A 15,494-nucleotide genomic window follows, 5' to 3' on the forward strand; every position below is an offset into this window, starting at 1 on the left:
ATCAGGCCGGAAGCGCCGGCCAGTAACGCGGAATTGATGCTCATTGCATGCTCCTTGCGTTTAACGACAAAGGGAGCCTTCTGCTTTCAAGGTTGACCGGACCGCCCTTCTGGCGACCGGGTTCAGGCCGGCGGCCTGAGAAAATTAGACGGGGATCTCTCCGTCTCTGAGTGAGAGTATCGAAGAGAGCGGGACGCGAATGCCGCCCATCTCAACGATGACATCGGATCCGGACAGATCCACGCCCGTCACCCGGGCCGAGGCACGGATGGTGGGCGCTAGGGTATTGCCGTCGGCGTCCGCAGCGAGGATCTCGAGCGAATAAGCGCCATCGGGCATGAGGGAACCGGCGCTGTCGCGCCCGTCCCAGGTAAAGGTGTGAGTGCCGGTCGAGCTGGAACCTTCAAAGCGGCCAAGCTCCCGGCCGGCTGCGTCCTTGACCACGAGCGTGGTCTGGCGGCTGTCTTCCGGCAGGACATAATCCCAGCTGGCGCTGCCATTGCTCAAGGTGGACTGATTGGTCTCCGCAACGCCGACCTTGCCGATATAGGAAACGGCAGAGTTCTGGGCCGATGCGGCCTGCAGGAGCAGCAGGTTTTCCAGATTCTGGTTCTGCTGGATCTGCTGTTCCACGCTGGAGAAGTCGACCAGCTGATTGACGAACTGGGTGGAGTCCAACGGGTCGAGCGGGTCCTGGTTCTTCATCTGCTCGGTGAGCAGGGTCAGGAACATCTCGAAATTGTCGCCGAGGCTCGCGCTCTGACTGGACAGGGCGCTATTGGAGCCGAGCGTGCTGGTGACTTGGGAAATATCGACCATGGGTTCGCGTCCTAAATCCGCATATCAAGCCGGTCGCGTCCGCCGGAAAGGCGGAAGCCATAGGCTTCACGTTCTGCCTGGGGTTCGACACCGGCCTCGGCCAGTTCGAGATATTCGCTTTCCTGGAACACCGGGATCATGTCCTCATCGAGTTGATCCTTGTGGTCTTCCCAATGCGTGTCGCCGCCGAGCTGGAATTCCAGCCCGTCATCGCCCACGTCGAGGCCGGCTTCGGCCAGGGCCCGTTCCAGCTCCCGCGCATTGCGCTGCATTTCAGCCAGGGTTTCCGGGCGTTCGATGGTCAAAATGGCCTGCACCCGCTGATCCGGCGACAATTCCAGTCGCACATCGACCCGGCCGAGCTCGGCAGGGTCGAGGCGGATATCAAAGACCCGGGCGCCATTGACGAAACGGCGCTGGATCTGGGCGGCCAGATTGGTCGCGGTCTGTGGCGTGAACCGCGCACCATCCGGTGTCGCGGAGCGCTCCAGGCCGGTCGGACGCGCGTCCATCCGGCCCCAGGACAGGTCGGTATCAGCGCGCATTCCGGTCCCAGAATCGACGCTTACGGTGGGCTGAGACAGGACATCACCGGATAACGGCATCGGCGTGACGCTCTTGCTCGCAGCCGCTGAGGTGGCCGCCGAGGTCAGGCTGGACGCATCAGTCGCACTGGCGCTGGACGCGGCGGGCGATGTAGCCGGCTTCGCGCCGGCCTGTGCTGTCTGGCCGGAGGATGCGCCAGCGGATGCGGCGGCAGCCTTGGCGATCTTCTGCTTTAATTGGGCACCGGGCGCGGAAGCGGGGGCCTGGCTTGAAGCTTGTGGTGTTGCCGGCGGCACAAAGGCCATGGTCGGGTCGGCGGCATTATTGCCCTGAGGCGTCACAGCTGCGCCGGGCACCGGCGTGTTGGCTGGGCGCGGATCCGTTACGGCCGGAGCAAGGGGCTGGCCCTTGGTGAAGGGAGCAGCAAACTCAGGTTTGGCGTCCGGCTTGCTGGCCGCCGGGGCAGTGTCCGGTTTGGATTGGGACGATGCATCAGCCGAGTTCTCGGCCACCGAGGCCGGCGTGGCTGGCATCGCCGGTTCTGCTGCCATACCCGGCAAGCCCGGTGATGCAGGCGTAGCCGGGATTGTCCCGCTACCGGTCTGCATTGACGGTATTTCCGGGGTGGCGGGCTGTCCCGCCTCGGCCGGCGACGGTATCGCGTTGGACGCGGCAGCGGGTGCGCCTTGTCCCGGCAGGGTCAGTGATTTGGAAACGGGCGCCTTGGTCAGCTGGTCTGCAGCTGAAGTCGGTGCCGGCTGAGCGCCGGGATTGCTGTTCTCAAGACCGGAGAGTGCCTGACCGGCCCGCGACTGACCGCTCGCACGCATCGCCTCGGCGAGAGCTGTATTGGGCTGTCCATCCGCCTTGCTCCGTGCAGCCAGGAGGTCGGCGCGCTGATTGAAGCGCTCAGCCAGGCTTGCAGCTTGCGTCGGGCCGGTCTGCGCTGCTTGCGCGCTGGCCCGGCCGGGTTGGGCCAGGGCGTCGCCGTCAAGCGTATTCGCGGCGACAGAAGCGGAGCCGGGCTGGGCCGGAAGGCTGCCTGCGGTTGTTGCAGTTGATGCAACAGTGTTGCCGGCCGGATTGTCTGCGCCCAGGCTAGCGGTCACTTGTCCGGAGCCGGGTTCGGTCGTGACAGCCTGCGGCGGGGCAGAGAATGCCGGCTGCGGCTGAGAGGTCTGGGGCTGAGCCGGTTTGGCGTTGGCCTTGTCCAAGGCCTGTGTCGTGGCGAGAGCCTCACCCGATGCGGTTTCAGCCGTTGTAGCTTCAGCTGCCGATTGGGCCTGTGTGGCAGTCGCGTCCTGGGCCGGTGTTTCAGCTGTACCGGCCAGCATGGTCTCGGCCTTTGCGGCCTTGGCCAGGAGCGCTTGAGCCGGGCTAAGCGGAGCTGCACTCATGTGGGCGGTAGCGGCAGGAGCAGGAGTGGTCGCAGCGACAGGCGTGTTCACGACCGGCTGTGGCTGCGCCTGAATCGTCTGCCCCGGGACCGCAATCTGCGCTTGGTCTGCGCTATCCGGTGCCGCTGGCTGCGCGGTTGCGGTGTTGAGCGCGTTGCCCTGCTGTGCCGGAACGGCGTTGTTTGTGTCAGTCGTTACCTGTGCGCTCGTCGGAGTGGTGCCGCTCGTCGCCGCAGCATCACCTGCGAGCGGTCGGCCAGCGGGCGCACCGGTCTGTTGCGGCAGCAGCGACGCAAACAATTCGCTTGTCTGTCCGCTGGCACCCGCATTGGCACCGGTAAGGGCCTCCCCGGTCGTCGCCGCGGCGGATCCACTTAGAAATGTCGCACTCAACAGGCTGGCTTGCATGTCGGTTCTGATCACTCTTTTGCACACATCCGACGCCAGGGTGACGCCGGTCCGTCCCATCATCCGCAAGCGTCATGCCATTCTGAAAAACTAATAAGCCCATGAAATCGTGCATTAATTTCGCGGTAATACCTGTAAATTTTCGCTTCGCCCGGCGCATTCTGCCGCCTGCTAGGCCGATGCTGCCGGGTTCGAGCCGGAGCACCGCGCGATGTCTCGCCAGGGTGGAAAAACCCCCGCTTCAGGGGGGGACGGTCCCGGGTTGCGCGAAACTGGCCCGTCGATTGCGATGTTAATCATACGGCGCGCACACGGTCGTGCCCTGTACGGATTTGAAAGCGCATGAAAGACAACGCGAAAACAGTTACTTGCTCCCATTCTGAGCGCCTTGGCATGTTGGTGCTGAGAGCGCTTGATGTGGGCAAGGCTTGCCGGTCCGGCGGCATTATTCGCCGGTCTACGCGTGAAAACATGCGCAATGAAGGGAGCTCGCCATGTCGCTGAGCGGTGTCCTTGGAAATGCCCTGACGGGTCTGAATGCGAGCCAGGTCGGCTTGCGCTCGGCCTCTAACAATGTCGCCAACGTCAACACGCCTGGCTACGCCCGCACTACGCCGAACCTGATCTCGCGCAATGTCGGCGGTGTCGCCATGGGCGTGCAGATCGAAGGTGTGACCCGCATCGCCGACAAATTCCTGCAGGCGGCCTCGATCAAGGCGATCAGCGATGAGGGCCGGGCCAGCGCCCTGGCCACCGCTCTGGATCGCGTCCAGGCCCAGTTCGGCGGCCTGGATGATCCCGGTTCGATCTTCTCGCGCATGAATAAGGTGTTCGACAGCCTGTCCCAGGCCAGTGTCGATCCGTCCCTGTCCGTGGCGCGCCTGTCGGCCGCTGCAGACATTGAGAGCTTCTTCGACGAGACCACACGGCTGTCGATCGAGATCAAGCAGCAGCGCCAGGAGGCCGAGGCGCGCATCAATTCGAATGTGCAGCGGGTCAATGAAATCCTCGGCGAGCTGTTCGAACTCAATGCCAGTGTCCAGAACCTGGCCTCCGGCGGCGGCGATAACTCCGGCGCGGCGAACCGGCAGTCTGAACTGCTCGATGAATTGTCCAGCATCATGGATATCCGCGCGACCACGCAGCCCGACGGCCGTGTTGTGGTGCGCACGGAAGATGGCGTCCTGCTGATGGACAATTTCGCCATGAACATTACCTACCAGCCGGCCGGTACGGGAGCGTTCAAGACGACCTATGGCAGCATCTCTGCCGTGCCGCCGAACGGTGTCGCAGTCGAGCTTGACCGTCACATCGTCAGCGGCGAACTGCGCGGGTTGATGGAATTACGCGATGTGCACCTGCCGAATATGGCAGAGGAGCTGGCGGAAATGGCGACGGGCTTCGCCGACACGCTCAACGCCGCCCATAATAACGCGTCGTCCTACCCGGCTCCGCAGATCCTGACTGGCGGCAATACCGGCTGGGATGTGAATGATTATCACTATTTCACCGGCCAAATGACGATCGGCGTAAGTGATGCGACTGGAGCGCTGGTCTCGCGCGTAGATGTAGATTTCGATTCGGCAACCCTGTCGGTCGATGGCGGCGCGGCGGTTGGTATCGGCAACACGATCGGCACGCTGACAACCGCGATCGATGCCGCGCTGGGCGCCAATGGCTCGATGAGCTTCAGCAATGGCGTCATGTCCTTGCAGGCCGATGTGGCCGGCAATGGCGTGTCCATCCTGCAGGACGAAGCCAATCCGGCAGACCGCGGCGGTCGCGGCTTCTCCCATTTCTTCGGGCTCAATGATCTGGTCCGCTCCGATCGCCCCTATTTCTTCGAGACCGGTATCAATGGCTCACGCCCACACCTGTTCTCGGCGGGCGAGTCCGTGACCTTCGACGTCACCACCACGTCCGGTGCAACCGTCGCCTCGGTCAATATTCCCGTTGTCGCCGGGCAGAGCTTCAATGACCTCATCACCGCCATTAACGACGCTACAACCGGCGTCGGCCGCTACGTCAATTTTGCCCTTGATGCCCAAGGGCGTCTGATCCAGACGCCGGTCGCAGGCTTTGAAGCCTTCAATGTGGACTTGGGCGGGGACACAACGGCACGCACCTCATCGGGCGTCTCCTTCTCCGAACTGTTCGGCGTCGGTCTCGACGCCAAGGCCGGTCGCGCGGAGATTTTCAGCGTCGATCCGGCGATCCGGGCCAATTCCGACCTGCTGGCCCTGGGCCAGCTCGATATCGACGCGGCGACCGTGGCTGGCGATATCGTGCTGAGTGCCGGGGATAACCGGGGCGGTATCTTGTTGCAGCAATCGCTGGGCGAGACCCGCACCTTCAACGCAGCCGGCTCGCTGGCCCAGTCCAATGCCAATCTCAATGACTATGCTGCCCGCTTTGCCGGCATGGTCGGCTCGCGCGCGGCGCGGGCGGAAAGCGAAGCGGAAAGCGCGAATGTTCTCATGCAGACAGCGGCTCAGAAACGAGCCGATGTCGAGGGGGTCAATCTGGATGAGGAACTCGCGTCCATGACCATGTATCAGCAGTCCTACAATGCCTCGGCGCGCATGCTCCAGGCAGCGAAGGAAATGGCCGATACACTGATGAACGTGCTCTAGGAGGCTTTTGACCCATGGCCCGCATTTCGACCTTTGCAGCATCCCAGACCGCTTTGCTCGATCTGATGAAGGCGCAGCGTAGCGTATTCGATACGCAAAAAGAGCTGATTACCGGCAAGAAGGCGACCGATCTGAAAGGCGTTGGCCATGAGGCGGAAACGCTGAGTGCGACGCGCGCCGCCCTGGCACGGTCCCAGGCCTATGAGCAGGCCGCGGTACGCGCGCAGGCCCGTTTGGAGGCCCAGGATACGGCGCTCAACCATCTCAATGATGCGGCTACCGAGCTGCGCATGGCGCTGACCACCAAGGACGGCAATTACATGATGCACGAGGTCCGCGAGGCCTTTAACACCGTCATCAACACGCTCAACACGACGCATTCCGGCGCCTATGTCTTCGGCGGTACCCGCTCGGACATCGCCCCGATCAATGTCACCTCGCTGAATGACCTTCTGCCCATGGCCTCGGCCGCAGAAGCCTTCGAGAACAACCAGCGCCGCCCTTCGGCCCAGCTCGATCAGCAAATCGCTGTCGATGTCGGCCTGCTTGCCGACGAGGTGGCAGGGCCGCTGATGGATGCCTTCAAGCGTATTGTCGATTTCGAAAACAGCGCCAGCGGGCCCTTCGTTCAGCCCATGACCGCGGCCCAGCAGGCCTTTGTGACCACCGAGGTCACCAATGTCATCGCCGCAATCGACAATATCATCAACAAGACCGGTGAAGCCGGTTCGGCCCAGGCCCATGTCGAAACCCTGATCACCAGCCATCAGGATCGCCAGGGCTTCCTTGAGCGCTTCATCGGCGACATGGAAGATGTCGACATGGCTGATGCCGCGACCCGTTTCCAGCAGGCCCAGACCGCGCTGGATGTGTCGGCGCGCACCTTCTCTTCGCTGAGCCAGGTCTCGCTGCTGAACTTCCTGCGATAGGGCTGGCAATCCAATTGCGATTGTCATCCCTGACGAAGGCTCGGCCTTGAACAGGAGTGATTGTCCGACCCTTGCGTGAGCCAAGGGGCTTCCCACCCCAACCATGCACACGTGTTCGCCAAGCCCCGGCTTATCCGGGGCACCTCTCCGCAATCGGAGGATGTTGAGGTCCCCCGGATAAACCGGGGGATGACGGTATGTAATGGTTGGACGTCGAGCAGGAGCCAGCGGAGCCCCGACCCGCCCCAGATTTGCCGCCACGCCCGCCATCGCCTATATACCCGCCACCTTATTCACCGTTTGCTGCGGGCCTTGACCCCGCTGGAGGCGAAAATGACTTCTTCCGCGACCGGCGGCGCCAAGGCGTCTGTCGATGCTCTGCTTTCTGATCTCAACCTGTCCGGCGATCCGCTCGGTCTTGGCGGCAATCCCGGCGACCATCGCGTCGTCGTGGCCATGTCTGGCGGCGTAGACAGTTCCGTCACCGCCGCGCTCTTGCACCATCTCGGCTATGACGTCGTCGGTGTCACCCTGCAGCTATATGATCATGGCGCGGCGATCCAGAAAAAGGGCGCCTGCTGTGCCGGTCAGGATATTTACGACGCCAAGCGCGTCGCCGAGGAGTGCGGTTTCCCGCACTATGTCCTCGACTATGAGAGCCGTTTCCGCGAAGCCGTGATCGAGGAATTCGCCGGCACCTATCTGGCCGGCTATACGCCCATCCCCTGTGTGCGCTGTAATCAGACGGTCAAATTCGCTGACCTGTTGGAGACCGCGAAACAGCTCGGCGCCGAGTGCATGGCGACGGGCCATTACATCCAGCGCGTCATCGGCGAAAAGGGCCCGGAACTGCGCCGCGCGGCGGACCAGGGCAAGGACCAGTCCTATTTCCTTTTCGCCACCACGGAAGAACAGCTCGATTTCCTGCGCTTCCCGCTCGGTCATCTCAACAAGGACCAGACGCGGCAGCTGGCCGAGGCGTTCGGCCTGATCGTCGCCGACAAGCCGGATAGCCAGGATATCTGTTTCGTACCCAATGGCCGCTATGTCGATATTGTCGAGAAAGTCCGCCCCGGCGCCTCGCGCCCGGGCGAGATTGTGCATGTCGACGGCCGGGTGCTGGGCCGTCATGAGGGCGTGATCCGCTATACGGTTGGCCAGCGCCGCGGGCTGGGCGTTGCCGCGGGTGATCCGCTCTATGTCGTGCGTCTGGATGCGGAAGCCGCCCAGGTCGTGGTCGGGCCGCGCGAAGCGCTGGAGGTCGATACGATCCGCCTCAATGACGTCAACTGGCTGGGTGATGAAGATCTCGCCGATGGCGCGCCGGTGCGCGTCAAGGTGCGCTCGACGCGGCCGCCGGTTCCCGCTGCACTGTCGGTCGATGGCGATACGGTCGGGGTCGTGCTGGCGCAGGGCGAAGAGGGCGTGGCGCCGGGCCAGGCCTGTGTCTTTTATTCCACCGACAATGAGGACCGCGTCCTCGGTGGTGGTTGGATCGCGGCCACCGGTGGCAAGGCGAGCGGATCGGGCGTGCGGCTGATTGGGTAGCGCGTCCGGCTTCGCGGCCCTATGATCATTCCCATGCGACTGATCGCTTTCATACTTCTGGCGCTTGGCATTGGCGCGCCGGCAGCAGCCCAGGTGGGCTCGCCGGCCTATATCGAGCATGTCGCCCGCTGCGAGGCCGGCGAGGGCTATGCCTGCGCCTATGCGGCTCAGCTGGGGCAGCGCGGTGATCAGACCTTCTGGCTCGCTGACGAGCAGGTGCGCCTGCGTATCCTCGGTTGCCGGTTCGGCCAGGACGGGTCGTGCTGGAAGTTCGAGCGGATCGGCAATCCCAATCCCTACGCCTCGATGCGCAATGACCAGGAGGCTTTCCTGCCCATGGTGCGCGAGGGCTGCCGCAATGGCTCGGCTATGGCCTGTTTCCAGGCTGCGCGGGAATTGTTCCAGCGCAATGGTCCAGGCGATTGGGACGAGGCGCTTGAACATGGTGAGCTGGGCTGTGTGCGCGGTTTCTCCGATGCCTGCGCCATCTGGACAGATGTGCTTGAAGCCGGCGGTGATGAGGCCGCCGCGCCGAGGGCCATGGCCTGCTATGGCACTCGCCCGGGCTATCTGCCCAAGGCGCCCTATTGCGAGGCGGGATGTGAAGCCGGTGACCGTGAGGCCTGCCTGACCCTGGCGACCATGTATGAGCTTGGCCGTGATGGCGCTCTCCACCTGCATCGCGATACTCGCCGGGCCCGCCAATTACGCACTCAGGCCTCTGCCCTGAGCCCGTCCGGCCCGGCTGACTAGCGGGTACGACTATATTGGCCGACTAGACCGGACTGGTCAGACCTTTCCAGGCCAGCACCACCAGCCAGTGCAGTAGGACTGCCGGCCAGATCGATCCGGTCAGGCGGTAAAGGCCGGTGCAGGTCGCTCCGAGCGCTGCCGCGATAATCAGGAAGCGCCCGTCCAGGAAGAGGTCCTGGGCCATGGGCAGGCCAAGCCAGACCTGGGCCGGGTGCCAGAGAATAAAGGCGATAAGGGCTGCGGCGGCGCGCATTGAGCCAGCCCGGCCAGCCAGTGCGGCCCGGAACACCAGTTCCTCCGTCAGCGAGGGCAGGAGGAACGCTACGGCAGCGACAATCGCGAATGATGGCCATTCAACTGCCCAAGCGATCTTGAAGAGATCAGACCAAAGTCCGACATATCCCGCTACGACAAGAAAGAGTGCCGTAATCACAAGGGATTGCCAGTAATGGCGAAGTTGTGCAGGCGGGCGGAACACGCCTGCTGCATGTGCGAAAAGGCTTGACGCAGTGCCGCATCTTCTCAACATGCGCGCAGACTAAAACCGTTCGGCATCCCGCCCCAAGTCTTTGCAAGGAGATTTCAGATGAGCGCAATGGACGATCCGGTCGTCATCGTCGGCATGGCCCGTACCCCAATGGGTGGCCTGCTGGGTGAACTGGCCAGCGAATCCGCGAATGAACTCGGCGCCGTCGCCGTGAAGGCCGCGATGGAAGAAGCCGGTGTGGCGGGCGAAGACGTCGACCAGATCGTGATGGGCAATGTGCTCATGGCGGGTCAGGGTCAGGCGCCGGGACGCCAGGCGGCAATCAAGGCCGGCCTGCCCAAATCTGTTGAAGCCACGACACTGAACAAGATGTGCGGCTCGGGCATGCAGGCCGCCATTATGGGCCGCGCTTCGATCATGGCCGGCGATGCCGACATCATCATTGCCGGTGGCATGGAAAGCATGACCAATGCCCCGCACATGCTGCCGAGCCATCGTGGCGGTTTCAAATATGGCCACGATACCGTCAAAGACCACATGGCGCAGGACGGACTGGAAGACGCTTATGAAGGCGGCCCGATGGGTAATTTCGCCGACATGATCGCAAAAGAGCACCAGTTCACCCGTGAGCAGCAGGACGCCTACGCGCTGGAAACCCTGGCTCGCGCCCAGCGCGCCGCCGAAGAGGGCGATTTCTCCCGTGAGATCACGCCGGTGACGATCAAGACCCGCAAGGGCGAGATCACCGTCGATACCGACGAACTGCCGCGCAAGGCGATGCCGGACAAGATCCCGAACCTGCGCCCGGCCTTTAACAAGGACGGTACCGTCACCGCAGCCAACGCCTCGGCCATTTCTGACGGTGCGGCTGCCCTGGTGCTGATGCGTTCCTCTGAAGCCGAACGCCGCGGCCTCAAGCCGCTGGCCAAGATCGTTGCCACGGCCGCCCACGCTCACGAGCCGGCCTATTTCACCACGGCTCCGGTCCCGGCCATGCGCAAGGTTCTCGATCGCGCCGGCTGGACCACCGATGATGTCGATCTCTGGGAAATCAACGAAGCGTTTGCAGTCGTGCCGATGATCGCCATGAAAGAGCTCGGCATTTCCCACGACAAGGTCAACGTCAATGGCGGTGCCTGCGCGCTCGGCCACCCGATCGGTGCCTCTGGCGCCCGCATCATGGTGACCCTGCTCTCCGCCCTGGAAAAACAGGGTAAGGACAAGGGCGTTGCCTCGCTCTGCATTGGCGGTGGTGAAGCCACGGCCATCGCTGTCGAGCGCATGCAGTAAGCGATCCCAGCTCCGATGACATTAAAGAGGGCGGTGCCAGTGGTGCCGCCCTTTTTTGCGCCGCCTCGCTCGGAATAAGACTGATCAATAGGTTTCATTAAATTAATAGATTGGACTGATTGTTGCGGCAGGCGTAGGCCTGCACCTGCTGGGGCAGGCGCGGTAACAGCTGCGCCCTATCGCCTCCTCACTGAAGACCCGGGGCAACCGGGAATGTGCGTACCGCCGAGCGGCCTCCTCCTTGGAGTGCTCCTGAGCCGGCGGAAAACGACCAAGGAGAGGACAATCATGATCAATCGAAAACCTTTCTGGCGCGCTGGCGTCGCGACGCTCGCACTCAGCCTTGCCGCCTGCTCGGGTGGCAATGATGAAGCGGAAATCGCAGCGGCCACCGACGCCGCCGAGCCCGCGGCTGACGCCATGGCCAGTGAAGCCTCGCCGGTTTCGCAACACTATGAGCGCGCCATTGGCGAGGCCCGGTCCAATCTGGCCTGGTGGCCGAACCAGCTCGATCTGAGCCAGCTGCGCCAGAACGAGATCACCCGGTCCAGCCCGCTCGGCGACGACTTCGACTACGCCGCCGCGTTCGAGAGCCTTGATCTTGAGGCGCTGAAAGCCGATCTGCGCGCCGTCATGACCGACAGCCAGGACTGGTGGCCGGCCGATTGGGGTCATTACGGACCTTTCTTCATCCGCATGGCCTGGCACTCGGCTGGCACCTATCGGACGTTTGACGGTCGCGGCGGTGCCGGTGGCGGCCAGCAGCGGTTTGAGCCGCTTAATTCCTGGCCGGACAATGGCAATCTGGATCGCGCCCGCCGTCTCCTGTGGCCGATCAAGGCCGAGTATGGCGATGCGATTTCCTGGGCCGATCTGATGATCCTGGCCGGGAATGTGGCCATGGAGGATATGGGCTTCCAGACGCTCGGCTTTGCCGGCGGTCGCGCCGATGACTGGCAGGCCGAGCTGGTCTATTGGGGGCCGGAAGCGGAAATGCTGGCGGATCAGCGCTATAGCGGCGATCGTGAACTGCAGCGCCCGCTCGCGGCGGTCCAGATGGGCTTGATCTACGTCAATCCGGAAGGCCCGAACGGCAATCCTGACCCGCTTCTGGCTGCTGCGGACATCCGTGACACTTTTGGCCGTATGGCGATGAATGACGAAGAGACCGTGGCACTCATTGCTGGTGGTCATACCTTTGGTAAAGCGCATGGCGCGCACAGCCCTGAAGAGTGCACCGGCCCCGAGCCGGCCGCCAATGGCGTCGAGCGTCAGGGTCTGGGCTGGGACAATCGTTGCGGCACCGGTAACGGCGCCGACACGGTGACCTCCGGTCTGGAAGGCGCCTGGACCGCCACGCCGACGCAGTGGTCGATGCAATACCTGTCCAACCTCTACGCCTTTGAATGGGTCCAGTCCCGGAGCCCGGCTGGCGCGATTCAGTGGGTCCCGGAAGATGCTGAGGCCGCCATGTTCGTGCCGGACGCCCATGTCGAGGGCGAGCTGGAAACCCCGATCATGTTCACCACGGACCTGGCTCTGCGTTTCGACCCGGTCTACGATGAGATATCCCGCCGGTTCCTCGAGAACCCGGAGGAATTCGAAGCGGCCTTTGCGCGCGCCTGGTTCAAGCTAACCCACCGCGATATGGGCCCGCGCGCCCGTTATCTGGGTAGCGATGTCCCGGAAGATGTCTTCTCCTGGCAGGACCCGGTTCCGGCGGTTGACCATGACCTCGTGGATGCCGCGGCGATCGAGGACCTGAAGGCGCAGATCCTCGCCTCTGGCCTGTCCCGCCCGCAGCTGATCCGGACCGCCTGGGCGGCTGCCGCATCCTATCGTGACACCGACATGCGCGGTGGTGCCAATGGCGGCCGTCTGCGTCTCGAGCCGCAAAACGGTTGGGATGTGAATAACCCGGCGGAGCTGGAGACTGTGTTGTCGACGCTCGAGGCGATCCAGTCGACCTTCAATTCTGGCCGCAGCGACAATGTCCGGATTTCCCTTGCAGACCTGATCGTGCTGGGCGGTGCCGCCGCCATCGAGGAGGCCGCTGCAGAAGCCGGGCATGACATTCGTGTCCCGTTTGCCCCGGGCCGGACCGATGCCAGCCAGGAGATGACGGATGTCGACAGCTTCGCTCATCTGGAGCCGGCTGCTGATGCTTTCCGCAATTACTATGATGCGGATCGTGCGGCCCGGGCTCCGTCGGCGATGATGGTCGACCGTGCTGATACGCTGGGTCTGACCGTGCCGCAGATGACGGTTCTCGTCGGGGGTATGCGTGCGCTCGACGCCAACACCGGCAGTGCAGCGCATGGCGTTTTCACCGATCGTGCCGGTACGTTGAGCAATGACTTCTTCGTCAACCTGCTCGACATGGGCACGGTGTGGAACACGACCGAGGGTGGGTATGTCTTTGAAGGGCGTGACCGCGCGACCGGTGATCTGCGCTGGACGGCGACCGAAGCCGATCTCGTCTTCGGTTCGAACGCTGAGCTGCGCGCCGTGGCGGAGGTCTATGCCTATAACGAGGCCCGCTTCGTCAGCGATTTCGTCGACGCCTGGGCCGGCGTGATGCGCAATGACCGGTTTGATCTGGACTAGACGTCCGGGCTGAACGCAACGGAAAGGGCGGTGCCAATGGCGCCGCCCTTTTTCATGTCTACCGCTCGTCGAGATCGGCCAGGATTGCCGTAATCGCCGCAGCATGCCCGACGACCGGGGCATCCTCGGGGAAGGGATGTATTTCGATGTGCGGGGGCAGGCCCCGGCCTTCATAAACCGCGCCGGATGCGTCCGCGAAGCGCTCATTGGACAATTCCAGATACCAGCCATTGGGAAGCGGCTTGGCCAGCGGGGTGGAGAAAGCGCCCCTCGTGGTCGCGCCGACCTGGGTCACATGATCGAGCTGGCGCAACATCATCGTCGTGATCTCACCGCAGGAGACGGTGACATCGCTGGTGAGGACATAGACCGGGCCGGTAAAGCGCGGGGCTTCCGCGGGCTCGATTGTGTAGCGCGCGACCGGATCCGGTTCGTCGCCGACGCTCACGGAATAACCGAGGAAGGGCTCATCCGTGAAGCGCGCGGCGATGGCGCGGCAAACCGCATCATAACCGCCGCGATTATTGGACAGGTCGAGAATGACGGCGTCCATGCCGGCGAAGCGGGTCAGGGTCTCGTCCATGATTGTGTCGAGCGCCTCGAGTTCGGCTGCGGCCCATTGCGGCGTACCGGCTTCAAACTCCGTCATGAAACCGCCCATGGTCAGGAACTGAATATAGCCGACCCGGTTGTCGATGGTGCCGGTAATCACACGGTCATTGGCGATATGCGCGGCGCCATCATCGAGCACATCGGAGAAGAGCTGCTGGATGAGACCAATCAGCCAGGGCGTCTCCCCGGTTGAGGCCGCGATGCGCGGCAGGGTTTCGCCCAGTCCGAACTGGGCCCGGCGGCGCTCGCCCTCAATGTGCGCAATCAGCTTGGTGTGGCTGTCGCCCAGCGGCTCGATCATGGCGGCAAGGAGGTCGAACAGGGCGGCCTGGCTCATATCCGGTTGCAGTTGGCCTCGGGCCGTCTCGACCTGGCTGTTCCAGTCGACACCCCGCGCTTCGAAGAAGCCGTAATGGCGCTCGAAAACAGAGACGAAAGCATCGAAAATGGCTTGTGAGGAGGTATCGGGGTTGGCGAGACAATGCTCGGGCAGGGCGCTGATGCGCTCGAACCAGGCATGACCATCGCCGGGAAGGTACTCAAAGCGTGCCGTGTCAGCGTTGATCGCGGTGTAATAGCGGTACTCGATCTGTCCCATCAGGGTCGGTCCGCCGGCCGGGCTGGGATAGCAGGCGGCCGGCGTGTCCTGCCAGCGGGTGATGCCGGACCCGTCGATCTCTAAAATCCAGCCGCTTTCCTGAGATCGCCACACGCCCTGCGCTGCGGCCAAAACGCCGTCCTGGCCGAGAATTTCCTCGCGAACGGGCTGAGCCGCACACGCACTGGCACTGGTCGCCAGGGCGAGCAGGGCAGGGATCAGAAAGTGGCGATGCATCGGCGAAACTCCAAAAAATGACCGTGGTCATCTTTATGGTCTGGCGTCAGGCTTGGCAAGCGCCAATCGTGCCGAGCAGGGTTTGCAGCCGCTGGCGCATGCGGTCCGGCGCGGTATCAAGCTGCTCGGTCACCATGGCCTCGCGCCAGGTGCCGGTCGCCAACGCCAGGATGAGATCGGCAAGGTGCTCAGGGCCTGGGGCCTGTTCGGGCAGGGCGGATCGGCGCAGCAGATCCGCGATGCGGGCAGCGACCTGGCGATCCGTATCCTGTTCGACATCGCGCAGGCTTTGCGACCGGGCGGCTTCGATATTCTTGGCCCGCCACATTTCCGGGTATTGCCGCGTGAGCCGGCCAATGCCCATGGTCAGTTCGAGCAGGCTGTCGACCAGATCGTCCTGCGGTGATTGCGCTGCGAGATAGTCGGCAATCAATGTCTCATACCAAGCCGCGAGAATATCCGCCTTGGCCGGGAAATGATTGAAGAATGTGCCCTTGGCGATGCCGACATCGCGGGTGATATCGGTGACGCTGACCGCATCATAGCCATCGCGCTCGATGAGGCGCAGGGCGGCGTCGTAAATCGCCTGCCGGACCGCCTGCTTCTTTTCCTCGCGCCGTCCGGCCAAGC

At 63.3% G+C, this 15,494-nt stretch carries 11 protein-coding genes; 6 read left to right on the forward strand and 5 right to left on the reverse strand.

What is annotated here, in order from left to right:
• Window positions 1-144: 144 nt before the first annotated feature.
• On the reverse strand, window positions 145-819 hold the full coding sequence (locus Q1V57_RS07210; protein ID WP_300529150.1) for a flagellar hook capping FlgD N-terminal domain-containing protein: 675 nt from the start codon (window positions 817-819) through the stop codon (window positions 145-147).
• Window positions 820-830: 11 nt separating this feature from the next.
• Complete coding sequence (locus Q1V57_RS07215) at window positions 831-2,762, reverse strand: flagellar hook-length control protein FliK (protein ID WP_300529152.1); 1,932 nt, start codon at window positions 2,760-2,762, stop codon at window positions 831-833.
• Between the two features lie 902 nt (window positions 2,763-3,664).
• Between Q1V57_RS07215 and flgK the strand changes: the two genes are divergently transcribed.
• The 4 genes from flgK (at window position 3,665) to Q1V57_RS07235 (ending at window position 9,033) form a co-directional block, all read left to right on the forward strand.
• Complete coding sequence (gene flgK / locus Q1V57_RS07220; RefSeq protein WP_300529154.1) at window positions 3,665-5,803, forward strand: flagellar hook-associated protein FlgK; 2,139 nt, start codon at window positions 3,665-3,667, stop codon at window positions 5,801-5,803.
• A gap of 14 nt (window positions 5,804-5,817) precedes the next feature.
• Complete coding sequence (locus Q1V57_RS07225; protein WP_300529156.1) at window positions 5,818-6,732, forward strand: flagellin; 915 nt, start codon at window positions 5,818-5,820, stop codon at window positions 6,730-6,732.
• 333 nt (window positions 6,733-7,065) lie between these two features.
• Window positions 7,066-8,280, forward strand: coding sequence for a tRNA 2-thiouridine(34) synthase MnmA (mnmA, locus tag Q1V57_RS07230; RefSeq protein ID WP_300529158.1), 1,215 nt, complete (start codon window positions 7,066-7,068; stop codon window positions 8,278-8,280).
• Window positions 8,281-8,313: 33 nt separating this feature from the next.
• Window positions 8,314-9,033, forward strand: coding sequence for a hypothetical protein (locus Q1V57_RS07235; RefSeq protein ID WP_300529159.1), 720 nt, complete (start codon window positions 8,314-8,316; stop codon window positions 9,031-9,033).
• Window positions 9,034-9,055: 22 nt separating this feature from the next.
• On the opposite strand, the gene Q1V57_RS07240 is transcribed toward Q1V57_RS07235, so the two are convergent.
• A complete protein-coding gene (locus Q1V57_RS07240; protein WP_300529161.1) occupies window positions 9,056-9,466 on the reverse strand; it encodes a CPBP family glutamic-type intramembrane protease in 411 nt (136 codons plus the stop codon).
• Window positions 9,467-9,619: 153 nt separating this feature from the next.
• Here Q1V57_RS07240 and Q1V57_RS07245 point away from each other — a divergent pair, with 153 nt between their 5' ends.
• A complete protein-coding gene (locus Q1V57_RS07245) occupies window positions 9,620-10,810 on the forward strand; it encodes a thiolase family protein (RefSeq protein ID WP_300529163.1) in 1,191 nt (396 codons plus the stop codon).
• A 420-nt stretch (window positions 10,811-11,230) separates the two neighbouring features.
• A complete protein-coding gene (katG, locus tag Q1V57_RS07250; RefSeq protein ID WP_366145105.1) occupies window positions 11,231-13,417 on the forward strand; it encodes a catalase/peroxidase HPI in 2,187 nt (728 codons plus the stop codon).
• Between the two features lie 58 nt (window positions 13,418-13,475).
• Here the strand turns inward: katG and Q1V57_RS07255 are convergent, their stop codons facing one another.
• Window positions 13,476-14,864, reverse strand: coding sequence for a S41 family peptidase (locus Q1V57_RS07255; protein WP_300529167.1), 1,389 nt, complete (start codon window positions 14,862-14,864; stop codon window positions 13,476-13,478).
• A 46-nt stretch (window positions 14,865-14,910) separates the two neighbouring features.
• Window positions 14,911-15,492: a TetR/AcrR family transcriptional regulator gene (locus Q1V57_RS07260; protein ID WP_300529169.1), complete on the reverse strand. Its 582-nt coding sequence runs from the start codon at window positions 15,490-15,492 to the stop codon at window positions 14,911-14,913.
• Window positions 15,493-15,494: the final 2 nt, after the last annotated feature.

The organism is Maricaulis sp. (genome assembly GCF_030149425.1).
In the GTDB taxonomy this organism is placed as follows: domain Bacteria; phylum Pseudomonadota; class Alphaproteobacteria; order Caulobacterales; family Maricaulaceae; genus Maricaulis.